The organism is Pseudomonas frederiksbergensis (assembly GCF_003732665.1).
Classification (GTDB): Bacteria; Pseudomonadota; Gammaproteobacteria; order Pseudomonadales; family Pseudomonadaceae; genus Aquipseudomonas; species Aquipseudomonas frederiksbergensis_G.
This window is the reverse complement of record NZ_MOBP01000005.1, coordinates 102,507-124,076: the sequence shown is the minus strand read 5'-3', so window position 1 is coordinate 124,076 and position 21,570 is coordinate 102,507. Positions and strand designations below refer to the sequence as shown.

Here is a 21,570-nt window from a genome sequence, read left to right as displayed (position 1 = left end):
ATGTGGTCCCTGAGCGCCTGGCGTCGCCGGCGCATCCTGGCCAGGCACCCGATTGCCGAGGATATGTGGCAACGGGTGCGCCATCACTTGAGCTTCCTCGACGGCATCAGCGCCGCCGAGGACCAGTGGCTGCGTGAAGCCAGCGTGCTGTTCCTGGAAGACAAACATTTGACCGCCCTGCCCGGCGTCGAACTGCATCAGGAGCAACGCCTGCTGCTCGCCGCCCAGGCACAATTGCCGCTGCTGAACCTCGGCGACTTGAACTGGTATCAGGGCTTCCACGAAATCGTCCTCTATCCCGACGACTTCCTCAGCCCCCAGCGCCATCGCGATGCCAGCGGCGTCGAACACGAATGGGACGGCGAACACAGCGGCGAAGCCTGGCAGCAAGGCCCGATCATCCTCGCCTGGCCCGGCGTGATGGCCAGCGGCGGCTGGGAAGGCTACAACCTGGTGATCCACGAACTGGCGCACAAACTCGACATGCTCAACGGCGACGCCAACGGCCTGCCGCCGCTGCATCCCGATATGCGCGTCAGCGATTGGGCCAAGGTCATGCAAGAAGCCTACGATGATCTCAACCGGCAACTGGACCGCAACCCGGACGCCGAAACCGCCATCGACCCCTACGCCGCCGAGAACCCGGCGGAATTCTTCGCCGTCACCAGCGAATATTTCTTCAGCGCCCCGGATTTGCTGCACGAGGCGTATCCACTGGTCTACGAGCAACTGAAGCGGTTTTACCGCCAGGACCCACTGTCCCGGCTGCGGCAACTTCAAGCCTCAAGCCCTGTCTATCAGGGACACGACTAAGGTCTCTACGACCTCTGGTACATGGCATCGGCGGCGGAATATGCCTATAATCGCCGCCACTTTTTGGTCAATCCGGCCAAGTGTTTTTGGTCAACTAACGGGGGCACCGCCCAATGAGCTACAGCAAGATTCCGGCTGGCAAAGACCTGCCGAACGACATCTACGTCGCGATCGAGATCCCGGCCAACCACGCGCCGATCAAATACGAAATCGACAAAGACAGCGATTGCCTGTTCGTTGACCGTTTCATGGCCACCCCGATGTTCTACCCGGCCAACTACGGTTTCATCCCGAACACCCTGGCTGACGACGGTGATCCCCTCGACGTGCTGGTCGTGACCCCTTACCCGGTTGCCCCAGGTTCCGTGATCCGCGCTCGCCCGATCGGCATCCTGCACATGACCGACGACGGCGGCGGCGATGCCAAAGTCATCGCAGTCCCACACGACAAGCTGTCCCAGCTGTACGTCGACGTGAAAGAATGCAGCGACCTGCCACCACTGCTGATCCAGCAGATCGAGCACTTCTTCGCGAACTACAAAGACCTCGAAAAAGGCAAATGGGTGAAGATCGAAGGTTGGGGCGACTCAGAAGCCGCTCGCACCGAGATCATGAAGTCGGTTGCTGCTTACAAGGGCTAAAGCCAGCTTTGAGCTGTAAGCCGAAAGCGACAAGAAGAACCCCGGTGATCCGGGGTTTTTTGTGGGTGTCGACTGGGGCTTAAACAGAACGTTTAACAATTTTGGCGATTGGTTTTTCTTGTTTAAAAATCCCGAAAAGCGTCTTACATCCGGTCGTAAAATTCCCGCGTAATTTGAACAGTTCGTTTATTCAAAGCCCTGGTCCGAGCCCGTACACTCGCGTTCATGAAAAAGAACACTAGCGGTCCACGATTCAAGGCCCTTCTCAAAGCGGCGAACATCTCGACGACAGGATTCGCCGAATTCCTGAACACGGCGCCGCAAAACGTCCACAACTGGTACACCCGCGGTGTGCCCGCCCACTGCATGGAAGAAGTCGCACGAAAACTCTCCGTCCACCGCGACTGGCTGAAAAATGCCGAAGGCCCGAAAGACCTGTGCCTGTTCGACGAGAGCGGTAACACGTTCAACACCCAGGCCATCCGCGGGGTCTACACCGTCATCGAGCCCACCGACGTCGAACTGCCCTTCTTCAAAGAAATACCCATCGCCCCAGGCTCCAGCAAAACCCACGTCATCGAAGACGCCAGCCACCCCATCCGCCTGCCCCGCAGCCACCTCGACTCCCTGGAGATCAACCACAAGGACGCCATCTGCGCCTACATGGTCGGCAACAGCATGGCCGAGAAGATCGAAGACGGCTCCACCATCGCCATCGATCGTGGCTTGACCCAAATTGTCGACGGCGAGATCTACGCGATCGAACACGACGGCATGCTGCGCATCAAATACCTGCACCGCATGCCGGGGAACGGGTTGAGATTGCGCAGTCACAACAGCGCGCAGTATCCGGACGAGGTTTTCCGGGCTGCGCAAATCGAAGAACAGAATATTCGAGTGCTGGGGTGGGTGTTCTGGTGCTCCACGCTGAACAAGCGAAGGCCGCCGGTGCCGTTTCTGTAGCACCCGCAGCACCCTTCACGAGCAACAGATACTGCGCAATCCTTGTGGGAGCGGGTTTGCTCGCGAATACGGTGGCACATGCACCTAAAAACCCGGACAAGTGACCCACACCCGGGCCACCGATCGCTCTACCCCGCACATCAAGCTGGGAATCCCCACAAAAAATCAGTATGCTGCGCCCCACATTTGCGCATCACCCGCCCCGCGGCCCTGATCGCACCGACAAGGCAGATGATTTTCTCGCCGAGTCCCACAGCCGGACGCAAGATCCGGGTGTACGTTTTGAAGGCTGGCGCGGTTTACCAAAAATGAACCAAGCCAGTCCCCGAGAAGCCGGCCACAAGCCGGCTTTTTAATGCCCGCAACAATCCGCCCTCCCCCTCAATGCCTCAACATCTGCAACGGCCAGCCCCGGCTAATCGACTCCACACGCTCCTTACTCAACCCAAATTCCTCAAACCACTGCTGGCTCATTTTCAGCCACTGAGCAATATCCGGCTGGCTGGTCTGGCCCAGGTCCGAGCTGTAGACCACCTGTGGCAACTCACGCAACACCCGGGAGAAATCGTCCCTGCCCTGGTACTCCAACAAGTAAGTCAGCGCGGTTTGTTCGATGTAGAGAAACGGCAGGTTGCCCAGCGCCAGGAGGTCTTCGGCGTTGAGGCCGGTCAGTGGGTTGGCAGGTTGGTTGAGCATCAGCCGTGGGACTTGCAAGCGATCCGCCGCTTCCACCAGCCGCAGGACCTCTTCGCGGTTGGCGTGGCCCGTGGAGATCACGACCGGGTAGTCCCGGCTCATGCGCAATAGATCAAGGGTGGCCGGGGTCAGTTGGCCGCTGTCGTCGCTGACGGTCAGCGGTTTGATCGGGCGTTCGCTCAGGATCGGGTGGCTCAGTGAGCGGGCCAGGCGGCTGGTGTGCGAGCGGCCGGTGACGGTGGGCAGGTGCACGATAAATCGCAGGTCGGCGGCGCCGTGCTGGCACAGCGAGCGTTCCACCACTCGCCAGTCGATACCGCCGGCGATTTCATTGAGTACGATCGAACCGGACACCGGCAGCCCTTGTTCCCGCGCCTCCCAGGCTTGGGCGGCGGTGCAACCCAGATGGTTCTTGAGCACGACCCAGCCGTTCTGCGCCTGATAGTGGTGACCGGCCTGCACCGCGCTGTGTCGGCGCAGGTAGGCGTCGGGCCCGGCGTGGTAATGGACATCAATGAAGTTGGCTTGGGCGGCGTAAGTCTCGGCGGTCGAAGCACTCATGCATGGGCCTCCAGATCGATCCCCAGATGGGTACGCACACTGGCGCGCACTCGCGCCAGGTCATCGAGCAGCGGTCGCATGCCCGCCCCGGGGACGCTGACGGACTGATGCTGTGGGGACTGTTTGAAGCTGACGTTGGTGGCCCTGACGAGTTGCGAGTCCTCGCCGAAGATGCTCAGCAGACGACCGCTCCAGGCTGCTACCTGGGGTTCCACATTGAGTTTGCTCAATAAGCGGAAACCCTGATCCAGACGTCGTCCTGCCAATGCGTCGACCGTGGCGGCCTGATCGGGCTGGCGCACCGGCGGTTTTACCCGGGCCGGCAACACCCATTGATCGAGCAGCATCAGCGCCGTGTCGACATCGCCAGCGCTGGCGAGCTCGGCCATCGCCCCCAGGCGACGGTCCAGCACACTGTCGGCTTTGGTGGGCGAAGAAATCAGCAAGGCCTGCGCCACTTGCTGGCCCACCGGGGTCGCCAGCAAGCCCTGGACCACCGCGCCGCCCAACGCGGAGCCGGCGATCAGGGCAATCGACCCAAGGGGTTCGAGCACGGCGGCCCAGCGCCGGGTGAAGCTGGCAAAGTCCTCGTCGTCCTCGGCCAGCAGCGACAGGGTGTCAAAAATGATGACCCGATAGCCTTTGTCCACCAGCGACTGGGTCAGCGGTGCGAAAAACTGTCCTTCGTCCCAGGCCGGCATGACCGGCGACATCACCACGACCAACTCCGGGCCCAGACCAAACTGCACATGTACGGGGGCATTGATGTTCATATCGATTCCTTTCCAGAAGAACACTCGCAGATCGAGTCAATCAAACAACTTGCGGGCACCGCGCAGCGCCTGCTGCGCACCGTGCAGGGTCTGCTCGACGATGGTGGCGGCTGGCAGTACGTCGTTAACCAGGTCGGCGATTTCACCTGCCCAAATGGCGCGCACGTCGGTGTTGTCCTCGCGCAATGCTTGCGCGTAGTCCTCGCCGACGCTGGCCGGGGCTTGCAGCAGTTCGTGTTCGAAACCCAGCCAGCGGGCGGTGAAGTCGTTGGCCAGCGCTCGACCGCTGTACTGCTCCGGCCATTCGATACCGCGCACCAGGTCAAAGGCGCGGGTCCGCACGGTGTCGCCGGCGCGGGCCTGGACCAGGCGTTGCTTGAGTTTGCTCGAGGGCAGCGCTTCTTCACTGGCGAGGAAACGCGTGCCCATCATCACCCCGTCGGCCCCCAGCAACAGTGCGGCCGCCAGGCCCCGGCCATCGGCCATGCCACCGGCGGCGATCAGCACAGCGGCGTCGCCCACGGCATCGCGCACCGCAGGGAGCAACGGGAACGATGCCCGGCGCAGGCTATGCCCGCCGGCTTCGGCGCCCTGGACGATCAAGGCATCGGCCCCCGCATCGAGGGCGGCCAGTGCCTGGTCGACGTCATGCACTTGAACAATGGCCAACGCACCGCTGTCCTTGATCGGCGCGATAAACGGCCGGGCATCGCCAAACGACAATGCGACCACATTGGGTTGATAAGACAGGGCCAGGTCCAGCAGTTCGAAACGCTTGGCCACGGTGAACATCACCAGCCCCACGCCCCAGGGCTCTTTGACGTCTTTCATCAGCGCCAGCTCGGTTTTCATCCAGTCCGGATCGCCATAGCTGGCCCCCACCAGACCGAGCCCGCCGGCCCGAGAAACCGCCGCGGCGAGGCGCCCGCCGGAAGCGCCGCCCATGGGCGCCAGCACCACCGGATGGGTGATGTCGAGCAGTCGGGTCAGCGCAGAATCAAATTTACTCACGGTGTCTCTCCTTGATGTACCGATAAAAACTCGCCGATCGACAAACCCGCACACCGGGCGTGTGCGGGCCTGCACCGTCCTTAAGCGAGAGCCGCGACCGCCGGGGTGTAGTCGGCCGGGATGTAGTCGTTGACCTTGTACAGGTGGAACTCCCAGGTGCCGGTCTCTTTCAGGCGGTTGTAACGCGACAGGAATTGCTCATCGGAAAACAGCGAATCGAACTCCTCCTTGCTGCTCCATTGCGCCTGATTGATCACGGTCTTGCCGTCGATGCTTTTGAACAACCGGCTCCACTGGAACGACGGGTAGGCCTGGGCCACGTAAGTCACCGCCGAGCGCAGGACATCAAGGGCTGCGTCCTGCTGACCTTCAAAGACATGCACCACGTTCACCAGAAAAATCGCATTGCTTTCGTCAGGGGCCGGCGCTTCGAATTTCGTCAGGTTGGTCATTGTTGCCTCCAGGCAAACACAGGTTAAAAGGTGCTTTTAGTGAATCAGTTCGCAGGACTGTGCCGGCTTGCCGTCCTGCCACAGCAGGGGTGAAATGCGCTCGGTCACCAGTGACCGCTCGACCCGACCGACGATCACTTCGTGGGTGGCGTAGGTCAGGCGTGCATCGACCCGGCAAAACAGCGTGGCCTGGGCATCCGACAGGTACGGCAGGTCGTCCACCGCGTCCCAGTCACCGTGTTCGAAGCGCGCCGGCCCCTTGAGCTGACCGGCAAAGATGCCGACCAATGAGCTTTGCGCGGCATCGAGCAGGTTGACGCTGAAGCGTTGATTGGCCAGCAGCGGCTGATACAGGCTGGCCGAGCGATTGATGCAAATCAGCAGCGAAGGCGGATCGGTACACAGCGAGCTCACCGCCGTCGCGACCATGCCGCAACGGGAACCGCCAACCCCGGTGGCGATGATCGAGACCGTGCTGGTAAGGCGCCGCATGGCTCGCTTGAAGTCCTCGGCCGGTTCCTGTTGTGGAACCTCGACGGCCAGCGCCAAAGCGCTGCGGGCACTCACGCGACTGCTCCAATAATCAGTCGGCCGCTGTTGTGCGGCTGGCGCAACCCGGCGTCTTCCATGCGTGGCAGGACGTCTTCGAGAAATTCGTCGAGGCCACTTTTGTAGTCGAGCCAAGTCAGGCAGATACCGTCGATACCCAGGTCGCTGTAGCGCTGGAACTGTTCGGTGATCATTTCAGCGGTGCCCACCAGCGGCACGCCGGCGAAACCGGCCTTGAAGTGGAAACGGAAGCGCTCGGCGTCTTCGGTGTTGGCGAACATCCCGCTTTGAATGCCGATTTCCGAGGTGACGTTATCCAGGGCGACTTCATCGCCATGCTGATTGACGTAGTAGTCGAGGTATTTCTCGGCTTCTTCCAGGGTGTCTTTCTGTACGACGTAGGAGTAGACCCAAATTTGGATCTCGCGGCCATATTCCAGGCGCGCCAGGTCGCGGTAGGCCTTGATCTGCGCACGAATGGTGTCGTCGTCATCCTCGTGCTTGAGGATCAGGAACGCGGCGTCGCAATGCTCGGCACAGAACCGCCGCCCGCGCTCGGAACCGCCGGCGTTCATCAGGAACGGCTGGTTGAGCGGCTTGGGCTGGGCAAAGCCTTGGGCGATGTTGAAAAAGTCGCCCTTGAAGTCGAAGTTGGCCGGTTCGTTCCAGGCCAGCCGGGCGATTTTCAGCCACTCGTCGGCATGGTCGTAGCGTCGGTCATGCTCCAACTGCACGCCGCCGTTGAACATGCCCATTTCCTTGCCGTACCAGCCGCAGATCATGTTCAGGCCGAAGCGGCCGCCGCTGATATGGTCGATAGTCGCGGCCTGCTTGGCGGCAAACAACGGATGCACGGTGGACAGGTGCGAGGTGGTGAACAAGGCAATCTGCTCGGTCACCGACGCCAGCCCTGCCGCCCAGGTGTAGGTTTCGAACGACACGCCCATCGGGTCGCTCGCCCCACCCCAGCCACGCCAGCGGCCTACGGGCAGCAGCAATTCGAGGCCCGCCTTGTCGGCCTTTTTCGCGATTTCCAGGTTGCCGCTCCAGTCACTGGCGTTCAAACGCTCCGGGACTGTGGTCAGGGTGCAGCCGCCTTCGATGTTGAGCGCGAACACCCCCAGTTTGATTTTGTTGGTGCTGCTGCGCATCGGATTGGTTTTGGTCGTTACCGAATGGCTCGAAGTCATTTCTTCTCTCCTTGATAAGGGAGCGTGACGCGCCGTCTCGCATCACGCCTTACATCGCACGCAAGTGGCCGCTCAGGCGGCGCTCGGGGTTTTGGCCTCGGCGGCAAGCCACGGCTGGTCATAGCGGTGCAAGCGTCGCGCCTCTGCCAGTGACAGGCCTTGGGCGACAGACTCGATGATGTCGCGCTCGGTCTTTTCCACCGAGATTGCGCGGCTGATGACTTGCTCGGCCTGGTCGATGGGGATCACCAGGCAGCCGCTGGCATCGCCGACGATCAGGTCGCCCGGATTGATCGTCACCCCGCTGATCTGGACCGGCACTTGGGTGGCCTTGAGTTGCACGCGGTTCTTGCCCGATTGCATGAACCGGCCACGGCTGAACAACGGGTAATTGAGCCGGGTCACGGTGTCGATGTCCCGTGCCGCGCCGTCGATGACGGTGCCGCGGATATTCCGGCTCAAGGCCACGTGGGTGAGGATGTCGCCCCACACCGTCGCGTCCAGCCGCCCGGCATTGCTGGACACCACCACCGAACCCGGGGGCACGTCGTCAATGTAGTTGGCGGCATTTTTGAAACCCTCGTTCTGGCTGACCGGCTCATAGAGCACGGTGAAAGCCACGCCGACAAAACGGGTGCCGGGGACTTGCTGGACGATGCCCAGCAGCCCGGCGTCAATGCCGAGGCTGTCGAGGGCGTCACTCAGCGAAGCCGTATCCAGCGCGGCACATTGCTCCAGCAATGAGGCGCGTTGTGGCGCCGACAGCGAAGACTGACTCATGCGTGACTCCTTGCTGGCACAGCCCAGCCGTGATCGGTTTGCGGGATAAGTTGGCGAAGGTTGAACACGCTTCTTTCGATGATCGCCGCAGCGCACTGACGGGTCGTGGCCTTGCCGCCGCTGTCGTAGGTCTGGCAGTCGTGCTTGACCACCTGCGCCACGGCCTGCTCGATGGCCAGAGCCTGAGCCTGGTAGCCCAGGTGTTCGAGCAGCAGCGCCAGGGACAGGAACATCGCGCTGGGGTTGGCCTTGTTTTGGCCGACATGCGCCGGGGCGCTGCCGTGCACCGGTTCGAAATAAGCCCCGGCATCGCCAATGTTCGCGCTGGGGGCGAAGCCGAGCCCGCCCATCACGCCAGCACCGAGATCGGAGAGGATGTCGCCGAACATGTTCTCCGCGACGATCACGCCGAAGCGTTCCGGACGACGGATCATCCACAGCGCCACGGCGTCAACGTTGTCGATGTTGTAGGCAATGTCCGGGTAGTTGGCGGCCACACTTTCGAGAATTTCCCGGGCGAACGCGCCGCTGTAACGCAATACATTGGGCTTGTCCGCCAGGGTCACGCGGTTGTAGTCGTGTTTGCGGGCGTACTCGAAGGCGTAGCGGAACAGCCGGGTCAAACCGGCCCGGGTCTGCAAACGCACGGTCATGGTCGCGTCGCCGGCGGATTCGCGGTGCCAGGGTGCCCCGGCCAGTTCCCGGGCCTTGAGCACCGGTTCGAACTCGGCCGGGATCGAGGCGAAATCGAGCCCGGCGTACAGCCCTTCGGTGTTCTCGCGGATCACCGTGAAGCGAAACCGGCCTTCGCCGAGCACATCGGTGACTGGCCGAACGTTGGCATAAAGGCTCAGGCGCTGACGCAGTTGAATCACCGGCGAGACGTACACCCGCGAGGTGTTGCGCAAAGACTCGGGCAGTTCCGCCTCAGCCTCCTGCAACGCTTTGCTGGTGATCGCGCCCAGCAGCGTCGCGTCGGCGGCGGCGATCTTGGCCCAGGTCCCGGCCGGCACCGGATCACCGCCGGTGCGCCAGCACTCCCAGCCGATCTGGCCGAAGTCCAGGTCGATAGGCAGTTCGAGCGCCTCGAAGATCGGCAAGATGGCCTCGACGACTTCGACCCCGACCCCATCACCCGGCAACACACAAACACGGTGGCACGGCGGCTGACCCGCCGACGCCGATGGATGAAGGACGGTCATCACATTTTTCCTTCGGCGGCGAGATGAGTCGGGAAGCTGGCCCGGGAAATCACCGTCGGCCGAACGGCGTGACGCTGGAACAAGTCCTGCTCGTGCATCGCCCGCAACGCCTGGAAGGTCGAGCTGATTTGCAGGCGGGACATGGTTTCTTCCAGCCGTTGCGACACATCGAACGGCAGGTTATAGGCGCCCAGCATCACATCCATGAGCGGTGCCGGCATGCTGCTCAGCGGCACGCTTTGCGCGGTGTACTCGGACAATTGCAGGGCCTTGACCAGGTCATAGCCATTGGCGCTGCCGATACGTTCCAGGTAGGCGATGAACATGCCCAGGTGCAGGTTGCCCGCGCCTTTGCCCATGCCGCAAATGGAGGTGTCGATGTATTCGGCACCGGCATCGACGGCGGCGATGGAGTTGGTCAGGGCCAGGGAAAGATTGTTATGGGCATGGAATCCCAGTGGCGCATGGACTCTGCGGGAAATCCGGCTGATCAGCCGCTCGACATCATCGGGGATCATGTTGCCGTTGGAGTCGGCGAAAACAATGATATCGGCCCCGGCACCTTCCGCTTGCAATGCAATGTCCGTCACCGCCCCGGGTGTTTGTGTGGTGATGTGCGTGACATTGGCGCTGACTTGAAAGTTGAAGGACTTGGCCAACTTGATAGTTGCCAGGCCTTGTTCAAGTTGATCGGCGCGCAAACAAACACGGATCATTCCGACACCATGTTCGGCCAGCATTTCGAAGTCTTCGTTGCCGACATTGCGCGGGTGCACCATGACGCACAAACCGAGTTGGCCATGGGCGGCGCGGCGTAGCGAGTCTATATATTCCGGGTTGACCGAGCTGCTCAGGCCATGTTCTTTCTTGCGCACGAAAGAGCCATTGCAGTAGCCAATTTCCGCGTAACTTACACCGACATCGCCCAAGTGTCCGACGGCATTGACTGCATAGTCAGTTGTGAACTCAAAGTTATTACGATAACCACCATCACGAAGCGTTACATCAACGATTTTTACTTTGCTCATGATCCAATTCCTTCTGAGGGCTTTCAATAAAACCTTGGACACGCACGCAAGTACGCCCCGGGTTTATCCAGTACTAACGTTGCTGTAATGCTGGGTTATTTCCTGAACTTTTTTTACAAGGCATGGGTCGAGGGCCGCAAAGGCCAAAGGGCAGAAAGTAGCGAAAGTTTTTCAGCGTCAAACGCTCCAGTGGCCATCGAACAGGTTCGATGGACAAATGGAATCGTGGCTGTTTATTTTTATTATGATTTTCAGACCGCACTGGAGAGGCGTGTGCCTTACCCGGTGGGTGGACTCATGAAAACCTTTGTCTGGGTTTCCAATGGTCGGGGGAGTTCAGCCTGTTTCTTGTTCTTGGACAGATACTGGAATCCTGCCGTTTGTTTGTAAACTCCCCGTATTCACCCTGGGGGGGTAAAAAATTCACATTGTATTAATCCCAGACTGAACTACGCCCCCTGCAGAAGTGCGTTTCAGAAATAAGTTTCGCTCGGAAAACAGCTGACCAGGAAGTCCATCAGTGAACGAATCGGGGCTTCCTTGCGCAAATCTTCATGAACCACCAGCCAGATGTCGATCATTAAGTCTGCGGCGTCAAACCTGGCTTTCTCCAGCGCGGGGTCCTTGAGGCCATAAAAGTTGGGCAACAGGGCAATACCGACGCCGGCACGCGCCGCCGAGGCCTGCACTTCAAGACTTCGGGCGCGTAATACCACCGGACGATCGGCGCACACTTCGCGCAGCCAGATTTGTTGCCGGGAATGCTCCATGCTCTCGTCGTAAACGATGTACTCGTATTGCTCGCGGGTGTGCTCTGCCAGGTACGCCATGCTGCCATACAGCCCGAATGAAACCGTGCCGATCTTGCGCGCGACGAGGTCCATCTGGGTCGGTCGACACAGGCGTATCATCAAGTCCGGTTCGGGGTTGCACAGGGTGCCGATATCGTCCTGCATCAGCAGGCTGACATTGATCGAGGGATGTTCACGGCGCAGGCGCCCCAGGTGCGGGGCAATGAATTCCGAGGTCAGCAGCGGCGGCGCGCTGACCGCGAGGTCGGCGACCATCTCCGTCTGCACGGAGAGCGCTACCTTGGAAATCGCCTTGGCGTCTTTTTGCATCCGCCCGGCGATTTCAGCGATGCGGTGGCCAAACGGCGTGATTTCGTAATTGCGCTTTCGCCGGTCGACCAGTTTCAGGTTCAGGGATGATTCAAGCGCCGCGATCCGCCGCGCCACCGTGGCATGTTCCACGCCCAGCTCCCGCGCCGCACTGCTCAGGGACTGCGTGCGGGCGAAGGTGACGTAATGACGCAAGTTCTCCCAATCGAACATGCTCATGTCCCGGGAATCCAGCCCTTTGGGCCAGGCGCAGGAGGTTTTGTCCAACGTTAAGGAGTTCATGCAGCCTCGATCGATTCTCAATGGAATAACAATCCAGGCAGTTCACCCAAAGGCTTCCTTCCTGGAGATCCTTGTTTGGGAAATGACAGTCGATATCGGCCACGCACTGACGAAAATACAACCCCCATCCGTGCGGGCCATCGTGCCTCGTACTACTCAGTCTGCGGCGATTTGCGCACCTCCTTTGCGCGATTCGGCACTGAAAAACACTACTTTGACCACGATGACCAACAACGCCAGCGCGGCAAACAGCAAACCACTGTAGAGAGTGCCCTGCAACCCCATGCGCGCCAGGAACCAGCCGCCGGTGGTCGAGCCAATCGTCACGCCCAGGTTGATGAACGAGATGTAGATCCCCGTGGCGAACTCCGGTGCTTCCGGTGCTTCGGAAGTCAGCCAGATTTGCGTGACGATCAAGCCGCTGGTGTGGGTCGCGCCCCAGACCACCACAATCACCAGCATGGTCAGGAATGACGGACCGGCGAACAGGTACAGCAAGCCATAGGCACCGGCCAGCAGGATCGGGTGCAGGAGGGTGGTCCTGACCATGTTCTGCCCGATCAGCTTGCCGGCGTACAGATTGCCGGCAACGCCACCGATACCGAAAATCACCAGCAAGATGCTGATCAGTTGCGCACTCATGCCCGCTTCCTTGGCCAGGTATTCGGCCGAATAGGCGTACACGGAAAACATGGCGGCAAAAATCAGGGTCGAGGCGGTGATGTTCAGCCACAGCGGGAATTTACGCAGAATGGCCAGTTGCTCGGTATAGGACACACGGGTTTTGTCCGGCGCATCCGGCAGCCTGGCGATGATCCCCAGGCCGGCAATGCAGTTGACCACGGCGCAGAACAAAAACGAGGCTTCGTAGGAGAACTGCGCCGCGATCAGCGTCGTCAATGGCACGCCCAGCACCATGCCCATGCTGGTGCCGACAAACGCCTTGGCGGCAGCGCGGGTCGATTCCTGGGGCGGATACAGCGAGACGGCGGCCACAAAGGCCAGGGAGAAATACACCGGGTGAAACAACGCCGGGATGATCCGCAGCACCATCAGCGATTCAAAGTTCGGCGCATACGCCGACAACACACTGGTGCCGGCGAAAATGAACAGCGCGATCGTCAGCACTTTCTTGCGGTTGAAGCGCGACAGCAGCAACACCATCACCGGCCCGCACACCGCAATGATCAGCGCGAACAGCCCGACCAGCAGCCCGGCCTGGGACGCGCTGATCGAGAAGCGCTCGATAATCACCGGAAGAATCCCCACCACGCCGAACTCGATGGTGTAGACACCGAACAGGCCCAGGGCCAGGAAGTAGATCGGATGCAGCAGTTTCATGATTCGGACTCCAGCGTGACGACGACCTTGCCGAATTGCTCACCCGCTTCCAGATAGCGATGGGCCTCGACGATCTGTTCGAAGGCGAAGGTTTTGGCGATGATCGGGCGCAACGTGCCGTCGCCGAGACCGGCGATGACATAGGCCTTGGCCGCGTCAAGCAACGCCGGCCGGGAGGTGATTTCGTGCAACAGATAACCGCGCAACGCGAGGCTTTTGCCCAACACCTTGAACAGCGGAAATGGCGCAGGCTCGGGGCTCAGCGCTCCATACACCAGGACGATCCCGCCACTGGCGGCGGCGTCGACCAAGTGTTCCAGGAAGGGGCCGCCCACCGGATCGAAGATCACCCGGGCACCCTTGCCGGCAGTAATCGTTTCGATCTGCTGATTGAAATCCGCCGCTTCGCTGGCGACCACATGGGCCGCGCCCGCCGACAGCAGTTGCTCGCGTTTGCCCAGGGTGCGGCTGACGGCAATCGGGATCGCGCCGACCTGATTGGCAATCTGGATCGCGGCCAGCCCGACACTGCTGGAGGCCGCCGTGATCAGCACGAATTCCCCAGGTTGCAGCGCCGCGACATGAATCAGCGCGCCCCAGGCTGTCAGGTATTGCATCCAGACCGCCGAGGCCTCGGCGAACGACAGTGTGGCGGGATGTTTGACCAGCATCGCCGCCGGCACCACCGCCAGTTCGGCATAAGTGCCCCACTGCGCGATGGAAACCGGCGGGATCAGGCTGACGACATCCCCCACGGAAAACTGGCCGGCCCGAGCGCCGACCGATTCGACGATGCCTGCCGCCTCGTAACCCAACCGGGAAGGAAACTGTGCCTCCTCCAGATACTGGCCGGCACGGAACATCGATTCCGCCCGGTTCAGCCCGATTGCCTTGACGGTGATCCGTACTTCATCAGGCCCTGGCTCAGGCACGTCGATGTCATCGATCCTGAGTACTTCAGGGCCGCCATAGTGGTCAAACCGTACGGTGCGCGTCATGTCTTGCCCCTTGAATTCGTTGATTGCCGGTTACTTTAGAGTGAGTGAAACGAGTGAAAAACAGGCTGGCGTTCCATTCTCAGCGGACACTTGTGTCCGCAACTGATGGCACGTATTGGCCCACCACCGGGCGCTGCCCCCGCGTTGCGAGCAACCGCAGCGCGACGTAGAACACCGGGGTGAACAAGAGCCCGAACAGGGTGACCCCGAGCATGCCGAAGAACACCGCAATGCCCATGGCCGAACGCATTTCGGCGCCGGCGCCGGTGGACAGCACCAGCGGCACGACCCCCATGATGAAGGCGATCGAGGTCATCAAAATCGGCCGCAAACGCAACTGGCTGGCCTCGATGGCGGCGCGCACGATGCTGTGGCCCTGGTGTTCGAGTTCACGGGCGAATTCGACGATCAGGATGGCGTTCTTGCTCGCCAGCCCCACCAGCACCATCAAGCCGATCTGGGTAAAGATGTTGTTGTCGCCCTGGGTCAGCCAGACCCCGAGCAGCGCCGACATGATGCCCATGGGCACGATGAGCAGAATGGCCACGGGCAGCAGCAGGCTTTCGTACAGCGCCGCCAGCACCAGATACACCAGCAGCATGCAGATCAGCAGGATCCACAACGTGGCATCGCCGGAAATGATTTGCTGATAGGTCAACTCGGTCCATTCGAACTTGATGCCCTTGGGCAGCGTCTCGGCGGCGATGCGCTCCACGGCGGCCTGGGCCTGGCCGGATGAATAACCGGGGGCCGGGCCGCCATTGAGGTCGGCGGCGGTGTAGCCGTTGTAACGCACGACCATTTCCGGCCCGTACGTGGGGTGCACTTGCACCAGGCTGGCCAGCGGCACCATGTTGCCGTCGGCGTTGCGGGTCTTCAGTTGCCCGATGTCATCGGCGTGCGACCGGAACGGCGCATCCGCCTGTACGCGGACCTGATACACCCGGCCCAACAGGTTGAAGTCGTTGACGTACAGCGAGCCCAGGTAAATCTGCAACGTATCGAAGACATCGGTCATGGCGACCTTCGACTGCTTGGCCTTGATCCTGTCCAGATCGACCTTCAATTGCGGCACATCGATCTGGTAACTGGAAAACCCCGGCCCGAGTTCCGGGGCCAGCGCCGCTTGCTTGAGGAAACCGCGCACCGCTTCATCCAGCTTTTCGAACCCCAGTGCGCCACGGTCTTCGAACTGCAATTTGAATCCGCCGAGGGTCCCCAGCCCCAATACCGGCGGCGGCGGAAAGACGCCGGTGAACGCTTCCTTGATCCCGGCAAATTGTTGGTTCAGCGCCGCCGCGATATTGCCGGCGCTCATCTGCGAACCGTGGCGGTTGGCGAACGGTTCGAGGATCACGAAAATAATGCCGGCACTGGAAGAGTTCATCAGGCCGTTGACCGACATGCCGGGGAATTCCAGGGTATGGGCCACACCGGGTTGTTTGAGGGCGATGTCGTTCATTCGCTGGATGACCTGCTCGGTGCGCTCCAGCGAGGCGCCGTTGGGCAGTTGTGCCAGGCCGACGAGAAACTCCTTGTCCTGGGCCGGTACAAAACCGGTGGGCAATGAATGCCCAAGCCAGGCGGTGAGGCCCAGCAATACGGCGTAAAGCCCAAGGGTCAGGCTTTTGCGCTGGATGACCCGGCCCAGGTTGTTGCCGTAGGACTGCTCGCCCCGCGCCGACAACCGATTGAATCGGCTGAACAGCGGTCCCAAAAACCGGTCGATCACACGGCTCAGACGATCCTTGGGTTCGTGGTGGGATTTGAGCAGCAGCGCACACAGCGCCGGCGACAAGGTGAGGGAGTTGAACGCCGAGAGGATGGTCGAGATGGCGATGGTCAACGCGAACTGCTGATAAAACTGGCCGGTCAGCCCGGGCATGAACGCCAGCGGCACGAACACGCTGGCCAGCGTCAGGGTAATCGCGATGATCGGCTTGCTGACTTCATCCATCGCCTTGTAGGAGGCCGCTTTGGGGCTCAGCCCCCGGGCGATGTTGCGCTCGACGTTTTCCACCACCACGATCGCATCATCGACGACGATACCGATGGCCAGCACCATGCCAAACAGCGACAACGCATTGATCGAAAAACCGCAGGCCAGCATCAATGAGAGCGTGCCGATAATCGACACTGGCATGGCCAGCAGCGGGATGATCGAAGCACGCCAGGTTTGCAGGAACAGGATCACCACCAACACCACCAGCAGCGTCGATTCGAGCAAGGTCTGGATCACCGCCAGGATGCTCGAACGCACGAACTGGGTCGGGTCGAACACAATCGTGTAATCGACCCCCGCCGGCATGTCCTGCTTGGCCTGGCGCATGATCTCCCGGGCCTGATCGGAGATCGCCAGGGCATTGCCGCCGGCCATCTGGAACACACCAAAACCCACCGCCGGTTTGCCGTCGACCAGCGAGCGCAGACCGTAGTCCGACGCCGCCAGTTCGACCCGGGCGACATCGCGCAGAAAGGTCACCGCACCGCCGGCCGAACTCTTGACGATGATGTCGCCGAATTCCTTTTCCGACTTCAGCCGCCCCTGGGTGTTGACCGACAGTTGTTGGGCAACGTCGGTGCGCATAGGCTGGCCGCCGATCACCCCGGCCGCGACCTGGACGTTCTGTTCGCGGATCGCCGCCACCACATCGTTGGCGCTCAACCCGCGCTGGGCCACTTTTTCCGGGTCCAGCCAGATGCGCATCGCATAATCGCCACCGCCCCAGATTCGCACTTCGCCGACGCCGGGGATGCGTTCCAGTTGGTTCTTGATATTGAGGATGCCGTAGTTGCGCAAGTAGGTGGCGTTGTACTGGTCATCCGGCGACACCAGGTGGATCGCCAGCGTCTGGGTCGACGACGACTTCATCGTCACCACGCCCAGGCGCCGGACGTCTTCCGGCAACCGTGGCAGCGCCTGCGACACGCGGTTCTGCACCAGTTGCTGGGCCTTGTCCGGATCGGTCCCGACCTTGAACGTGACACTGAGGGTGAGGTTGCCATCGCTGTTGGCCTGGGACTGCATGTACAGCATGTCCTCGACCCCGTTGATCTGCTCCTCGAGCGGTGCCGCCACGGTTTGCGCCACCACGGCCGGGTTCGCCCCCGGGTATTGCGCATTGACCACAATCAGCGGCGGGACCACATCGGGGTATTCCGAGACCGGCAAGCGGAACAGCGAAATAATCCCGGCCAGCAGAATCAGGGTCGAAAGCGCCCCGGCGAAGATCGGTCGGTCGATGAAGAAACGTGAAAAGCTCATTGGCTTTGCCCCGCATCCGCCCGCTGTGCGAGCAGCGGTTTAACGGTGTCGCCAGGCCGGGCCCGATGCAGGCCGTTGATCACCACACGCTCGCCCGGTTGCAGGCCCGAATCGATGATGCGCAGGTCGCCCACCAGATTGCCGGGGCTGATACGGCGGTATTCCACTTGGTCATTGGTGGTCACGACCAGGACGAATTTCTTGTCCTGATCGGTGCCGATGGCGTTGTCATCGATCAACACGGCCTGACGTGGCGGGCCGCCGCCGAGCTTGACCCGGGCCAGCATGCCGGGCCTGAGCAGGCCATCGGTGTTGTCGAAACTGGCGCGCACCCGCAGCGTGGCCGATTGCAGGTCGAGCTGGTTATCCAGGGACGCCAACTTACCTTCGCGCGAGTAATCGGTTTCATTGGACAACCCGAGCATGACCGGTACTTCGTCGGTCTTGGCACTGCCGTGGTTGAGGTAGCGCAGGAACGTTTGCTCGTCGACATCGAACGCGGCATAGATCGGCGAGAGCGAAACCAAGGTGCTCAGCGGCGCCGCATTTTCGCCGGCGCTGACGATGTTGCCCGCCGTCACCAGGGCACGAGACATGCGACCGCTGACCGGCGCGCTGATGCGGGTGTGGGCCAGGTTCAGCCGGGCGTTGTCGAGGATTGCCTGGGCTTGCCGGACATTGGCCTGGGCTTCGCTGGCGGCGTTTTGCTTCTCGTCCAGGTCGCGCATGGCGATGGCATTGGAGTTGATCAGCCGTTGCGCCCGTCCAAGGTCCGTGGCGGTGTAAAGACTGCGCGACTTCGCGGCCGCCAGGCTGGCCTGAGCCTGATCGACTTCGGCGGCATAGGGCCTGGCGTCGATCTCGAACAGCAAATCGCCTTCCTTGACGATGGCGCCATCCTTGAAATGCACGGCCACGATCGTCCCGGACACCAGCGGCCGGATCACCACTTTTTCGACTGCCTCCAGCCGTCCGGTATAGCTCTGCCAATCCGTCACCGATCTGGACAGCGCCACGGCGACGTCGACTTCGGCGGCTGGCGGTGCAGTAGCAGCCTTGGCGGTGGACGCCGGTCCGCCGCGCAGCACCACGACCAGCGCGACGACGATAGCGCAGGCGAGGCTTGCGCGAAGCATGAGGGCAATGCCCGGACGCTTGGATTGGATCGAGTCCATAAAACAACTTCCTTGTTGTAAGGCGGTCGGTTGAAAGTGATTTAAAGCGCGGTTTCAGGCGTGGCCAGGCTGTTCGGCGCCTTGGCTTTGCCGGTGCGGCCCCAGCGCTGCATGACCGGTCGCTCGATAAAATTGAACAGCAACCAGCCACCGAGGATCGACAGGCCAAAAGTGGCCGCGACAATCAACGTGGCGGTCCAGTTATCGAACAGCCGGCCGCCGAGCAGTTGGGTGGCGTAGGTCATGATCAGCAGATGAATCATGTAGAAACCGAAGGAAATCTCCCCCAGCCAGACCATCCAGCGACGGTTGAGCAGGCTTTTACGGTCCTGCAGATCACTGGCGGCAATCGCGGTGATCAGCGCCGCAATCGGCACCAGCGTCACCAGATTCAGGCTGTACTGGAATGGCACCCACATCGCCGCCAGGTAGCCGCCGACCATCAGCGCGAAGGCCCACGGCACGCTCAATTCGATCCAGCGCCCGGCCATGAGAATCCGCGCCATAAGCATGCCCAGCACGAACTCGAACATCCTTGCCGGCGGGAAGTAGTAGGACCACCACCATTGGCTCAGGGAAATGGGGTACTCCTTGATGAACGGTGTGGCGGGTGCCAAGCCTTTAATCGCCAGTTGCGTCAGGGCCAGGCCCGCGACCATCGCCCAGGCCCAAAGCCACAGGCGTTCCTCGGATATTTTCCAGATCAGCTTGAGCACCAGCGGAAACAGCAGATAGAAAAACATCTCGCAGCACAGCGACCACGAAGGGCCGTTGACACTGAGGAAGGTGTCCATCCGCGGAATCCAGGAATGCACCAGCAACAGATTGGGCAGCCAGATGGCAACGCTGGCGGCCGGTACGGCAAACAGCACCATCGCCAGCGCCCAGGTGGCGATATGGTTGGGGTAGATTTTCAACAGTCGCCGTTTCCAGAAGCCGGTCACGCTGTCGCCCTTGCGTGCGGACCAAGTGATCACGAAACCACTGAGCACGAAAAAGAACGACACGCCGAGCCAGCCGCCACCGCTGAAGATTCGTTGAAATGCTTCAATCACCCCACCGTCGGCATAGGGGTTGAAACCAATGATCCGGGTCAGCGAAGCGTGGAACATGAACACCATTGCCGCAGCGAGAAAACGTATCCCCGTCAGCGAGTCGAGCTTGCTGTGCACATGTGAATGGTAGAACTCTGCTTTTTTCATCATCCGATCCCCAAATAGTCATGGCACGCCCACAAACGCCTGCGCGTCTGGAGCGTGCTCCCTGTAAAAAAACCACGACAATCGTTAATGGCGTTGCTGGCGGTGCAGGCAATGTTGCGAGGGGCTGTCAGCCCAAGGGGTACGGCATGCGACAGAGGATGTTGTGTTTTTTAGGGTGCGGGCGGGCCACGGAAAACAGTGACCCGCCCATCAATCACTGTCCGTAAACGGCGTTGCACAGGTCGACGGTGAACTGCCCGAACATGCCTTCGAAGGCTGTGTTGGTGAACGCCACCACGGTCAGTTGCTCGACCGGATCGACGAACCAGGAATGCCCATAGGCACCGCCCAGGCGCCAAGTGCCAACCGACTCCGCAGTCTGTGCGGCAACCGGATCTTTGAGCACTGTGAAGCCCAGGCCGAAGCCGCGTCCCGGCCAATTGTCCAGCGCCAGGTCCCCGGTCTGGTTGCTGGTCATTTCATCGACCAGCGCTTTGGACAGCAGCGGCGCCCCACCTTTACGCAGGGTTTCGAGCAGTTGCAGGAACTCGCCCGCACTGCCGACCAAGCCTGACCCGCCGGAATTGAACGCCGTCGGATCGAGTGCCCGGGAGGGCTCCAGCTTGATGCCGGCGGTGCCTTCGAAAACCGGCACCACTTCCAGCTCTTTCATGCGCCGCGGTTGCGGCTGATCGTTGAGGTACGCGGGGGTCAGGCGACGGGCGTCGGACACACCGAAGCCCAGATCACGCAAGCCCAGCGGCTGGGCAATCAACGCCTCGATGGCGGCGGACAGCGAGGTGCCGGTGACCGCTGCAATTACGCCACCCAGCACATCGGTGGCAATCGAGTAGCCCCACGAGCTGCCCGGTTTGTACAGCAACGGTGCGTGGCTCAGGCGACGCAGGTTGTCTTCCAGGGTCAGGTTGCTGCGCTCCATGCCGTCGGACACACCGGCATCGCGATAAGGGCCGCCCTGATCGCTTTCCAGAAAACCATAGGTAAAGCCGGCGGTGTGGCTCAGCAACTGACGCACCGTGATGAGCGCCGGCTGACCGTCGCTCAGAGTCGGCTTGAAGTACGGTAACCAACGGGTGATATCGTCATCCAGGTCGAGTTTGCCTTGGGCAATCAGCGCCAGCGCGGCGACCGAAACGATCGGCTTGGATACCGAAGACAGCCGAAACAAGGCATCCTCACGCATCGGCAATTGCGCCTCGCGGTCAGCCAGCCCGGCAGCGCGCTGGTAGATCAGCTTGCCCCGGTGCGACACCAGCACCACGGCGCCCACCAAGCGTTGATCGTGCAGGGTTTGCTCAAGCACGGCGTCAATCCGCGAGCCTAACTGGACGGGCTCGAACGAACGAAGAGTCTGTAGCTGGCGAAGCGGTTCATTAACGGACATGTCTGACCCCAAAAGTTTGATGGCATAACTGGATGGCTCGATGGTAGAGCGGGCCGTTACGGGGAAACAGAGGTTAGAATTCCGAGGTCCACGGACCTTTTTGTCCGCAATCAAAGGAGTGA

The 21,570-nt window shown here is 61.1% G+C and carries 19 protein-coding genes; 3 read left to right on the top strand and 16 right to left on the bottom strand.

The window, feature by feature from the left end; genetic code table 11:
* From BK665_RS08350 to BK665_RS08340, 3 genes are all read left to right on the top strand, one after another.
* The gene (locus BK665_RS08350) at positions 1-813 is read left to right on the top strand and encodes a M90 family metallopeptidase (protein WP_123404509.1); all 813 of its coding nucleotides are present in this window, start codon (positions 1-3) and stop codon (positions 811-813) included.
* A 113-nt stretch (positions 814-926) separates the two neighbouring features.
* Complete coding sequence (ppa, locus tag BK665_RS08345) at positions 927-1,454, top strand: inorganic diphosphatase (protein WP_008153565.1); 528 nt, start codon at positions 927-929, stop codon at positions 1,452-1,454.
* A gap of 225 nt (positions 1,455-1,679) precedes the next feature.
* Positions 1,680-2,417, top strand: coding sequence for a S24 family peptidase (locus tag BK665_RS08340; protein ID WP_123404507.1), 738 nt, complete (start codon positions 1,680-1,682; stop codon positions 2,415-2,417).
* Between the two features lie 381 nt (positions 2,418-2,798).
* On the opposite strand, the gene BK665_RS08330 is transcribed toward BK665_RS08340, so the two are convergent.
* The 16 genes from BK665_RS08330 to BK665_RS08255 form a co-directional block, all read right to left on the bottom strand.
* A complete protein-coding gene (locus BK665_RS08330; protein ID WP_123404503.1) occupies positions 2,799-3,674 on the bottom strand; it encodes a DUF6282 family protein in 876 nt (291 codons plus the stop codon).
* Complete coding sequence (locus BK665_RS08325) at positions 3,671-4,447, bottom strand: alpha/beta hydrolase (protein ID WP_123404501.1); 777 nt, start codon at positions 4,445-4,447, stop codon at positions 3,671-3,673. Before BK665_RS08325 ends, BK665_RS08330 begins: the two co-directional genes overlap by 4 nt.
* Before the next feature lie 36 nt (positions 4,448-4,483).
* Positions 4,484-5,458, bottom strand: a complete 975-nt coding sequence (locus BK665_RS08320) for an NAD(P)H-dependent flavin oxidoreductase (protein ID WP_123404499.1) — start codon at positions 5,456-5,458, stop codon at positions 4,484-4,486.
* A gap of 80 nt (positions 5,459-5,538) precedes the next feature.
* Complete coding sequence (locus tag BK665_RS08315; protein ID WP_123404497.1) at positions 5,539-5,910, bottom strand: antibiotic biosynthesis monooxygenase; 372 nt, start codon at positions 5,908-5,910, stop codon at positions 5,539-5,541.
* A 36-nt stretch (positions 5,911-5,946) separates the two neighbouring features.
* Positions 5,947-6,477 (bottom strand): flavin reductase family protein, encoded by a 531-nt coding sequence (locus BK665_RS08310; protein ID WP_123404495.1) that lies wholly within the window; start codon positions 6,475-6,477, stop codon positions 5,947-5,949.
* On the bottom strand, positions 6,474-7,649 hold the full coding sequence (locus tag BK665_RS08305) for an LLM class flavin-dependent oxidoreductase (RefSeq protein ID WP_123404493.1): 1,176 nt from the start codon (positions 7,647-7,649) through the stop codon (positions 6,474-6,476). Before BK665_RS08305 ends, BK665_RS08310 begins: the two co-directional genes overlap by 4 nt.
* Positions 7,650-7,721: 72 nt before the next feature.
* Positions 7,722-8,429, bottom strand: a complete 708-nt coding sequence (locus tag BK665_RS08300; protein ID WP_123404491.1) for an RraA family protein — start codon at positions 8,427-8,429, stop codon at positions 7,722-7,724.
* Positions 8,426-9,631 (bottom strand): isocitrate/isopropylmalate dehydrogenase family protein, encoded by a 1,206-nt coding sequence (locus BK665_RS08295; RefSeq protein ID WP_123404489.1) that lies wholly within the window; start codon positions 9,629-9,631, stop codon positions 8,426-8,428. The genes BK665_RS08300 and BK665_RS08295 overlap by 4 nt, the downstream gene beginning before the upstream one ends.
* A complete protein-coding gene (locus BK665_RS08290; protein ID WP_123404487.1) occupies positions 9,631-10,659 on the bottom strand; it encodes a hydroxymethylglutaryl-CoA lyase-like TIM-barrel protein in 1,029 nt (342 codons plus the stop codon). Before BK665_RS08290 ends, BK665_RS08295 begins: the two co-directional genes overlap by 1 nt.
* Before the next feature lie 473 nt (positions 10,660-11,132).
* A complete protein-coding gene (locus BK665_RS08285) occupies positions 11,133-12,062 on the bottom strand; it encodes a LysR family transcriptional regulator (protein WP_123404485.1) in 930 nt (309 codons plus the stop codon).
* 156 nt (positions 12,063-12,218) lie between these two features.
* On the bottom strand, positions 12,219-13,403 hold the full coding sequence (locus BK665_RS08280) for an MFS transporter (protein WP_123404483.1): 1,185 nt from the start codon (positions 13,401-13,403) through the stop codon (positions 12,219-12,221).
* A complete protein-coding gene (locus BK665_RS08275; protein WP_123404481.1) occupies positions 13,400-14,401 on the bottom strand; it encodes a zinc-dependent alcohol dehydrogenase family protein in 1,002 nt (333 codons plus the stop codon). The genes BK665_RS08280 and BK665_RS08275 overlap by 4 nt, the downstream gene beginning before the upstream one ends.
* A 79-nt stretch (positions 14,402-14,480) precedes the next feature.
* On the bottom strand, positions 14,481-17,666 hold the full coding sequence (locus BK665_RS08270) for an efflux RND transporter permease subunit (protein WP_123404479.1): 3,186 nt from the start codon (positions 17,664-17,666) through the stop codon (positions 14,481-14,483).
* Positions 17,663-18,841, bottom strand: coding sequence for an efflux RND transporter periplasmic adaptor subunit (locus BK665_RS08265; RefSeq protein WP_185076469.1), 1,179 nt, complete (start codon positions 18,839-18,841; stop codon positions 17,663-17,665). The genes BK665_RS08270 and BK665_RS08265 overlap by 4 nt, the downstream gene beginning before the upstream one ends.
* A gap of 41 nt (positions 18,842-18,882) precedes the next feature.
* The gene (locus BK665_RS08260; RefSeq protein ID WP_123404996.1) at positions 18,883-20,043 is read right to left on the bottom strand and encodes an acyltransferase family protein; all 1,161 of its coding nucleotides are present in this window, start codon (positions 20,041-20,043) and stop codon (positions 18,883-18,885) included.
* A gap of 214 nt (positions 20,044-20,257) precedes the next feature.
* Positions 20,258-21,448 carry a serine hydrolase domain-containing protein gene (locus BK665_RS08255; protein ID WP_123404477.1) on the bottom strand — a complete coding sequence of 397 codons (1,191 nt, stop codon included), beginning with the start codon at positions 21,446-21,448 and terminating at the stop codon, positions 20,258-20,260.
* Positions 21,449-21,570 lie beyond the last annotated feature (122 nt).